We start from the raw sequence: 1,139 nt of genomic DNA, 5'->3' as shown, positions 1-1,139 counted from the left end.
CTAGTGTCCCGCGTCTGAAATTCGCCGACAATATCGGGCGAGGGAGTCGAGGATTTCCTCGGCGGTCTTGGCCCACACGAACGGTTTCGGGTTGTGGTTCCAGTCCCGGATCCAGGCTCGGATGTCGGCTTCGAGGGCGTGGACGCTTTTGTGGACGCCGCGGCGGATGAGTTGTTCGGTGAGGTAGCCGAACCAGCGTTCGACCTGGTTGATCCATGAGGATCCGGTCGGGGTGAAGTGCACGTGGAAGCGGGGGTGGCGGGCCAGCCACGCCTTGATGGCCGGGGTTTTGTGGGTGCCGTAGTTGTCGCAGACCAGGTGGACGTCCAACTCTGCCGGCACCGTCTTGTCGATCGTGGTCAGGAACTTCTTGAACTCGGTGGCACGGTGCTGGCGGTGCAGTTCGCTGATCACCGTGCCGTCGGCGATGTTGAACGCGGCGAACAGGCTGGTGATGCCGTTGCGCACGTAGTCGTGGGTGCGCCGCTCAGGCATGCCGGGCATCATCGGCAGCACCGGTTGCGACCGGTCCAGGGCTTGGACCTGGCTCTTCTCGTCCACGCAGAGGACCACCGCCCGCTCAGGCGGGTTGTGGTACAGCCCCACCACGTCGACGACCTTGTCCACGAACAGCGGGTCGGTGGACAGCTTGAACGTCTCTGCCCGGTGCGGTTTGAGGCCGAAGTCGCGCCAGATCCGCCCGATCGTGGACTTCGACAGCCCGGTCCGCTCGGCCATCGACGCCCGCGACCAGTGCGTGGCGCTACGCGGGGTCTGCTCCAGGGTCGCCACCACCACGTCCTCGACCTGGTCCAGGGTGACCGACGGCGGACGGCCAGGCCGATCCTCATCGACAAGGCCATCCAACCGCCGAGCGAGAAACCGCGACCGCCACTTACCGACCGTCGTGCGGTCAACCCCGAGCCGCTCAGCGACCTCCACATTGGAGGCACCGTCAGCACACGCCAACACAATCCGACACCGCAACGCGAGAGCCTGCGACGACTTCGCCCGTTGCGACCAACGCCGCAACATCGACCGCTCATCCTCGCTGAGAATCAACTCCACCTTCGGACGCCCACGACCCGCCATCCACACAGCCTACAATTAGATGGCGAACTTCAGGCGCACGACACTAG

At 64.9% G+C, this 1,139-nt stretch carries 1 protein-coding gene; it reads right to left on the bottom strand.

The features are described 5' to 3' along the window. Complete coding sequence (locus ACL02O_RS34250; protein WP_412822329.1) at positions 1–1,092, bottom strand: IS630 family transposase; 1,092 nt, start codon at positions 1,090–1,092, stop codon at positions 1–3. Positions 1,093–1,139: the final 47 nt, after the last annotated feature.

Source organism: Micromonospora mangrovicola (assembly GCF_047200535.1).
GTDB lineage: Bacteria > Actinomycetota > Actinomycetes > Mycobacteriales > Micromonosporaceae > Micromonospora.
This window is presented reverse-complemented; position numbering and strand designations above follow the sequence as displayed.

Coding starts and splice junctions, on each gene's coding strand:
- ACL02O_RS34250 (WP_412822329.1), bottom strand. CDS start 1,092: ATGGCGGGTCGTGGGCGTCCGAAGGTGGAGTTGATTCTCAGCGAGGAT.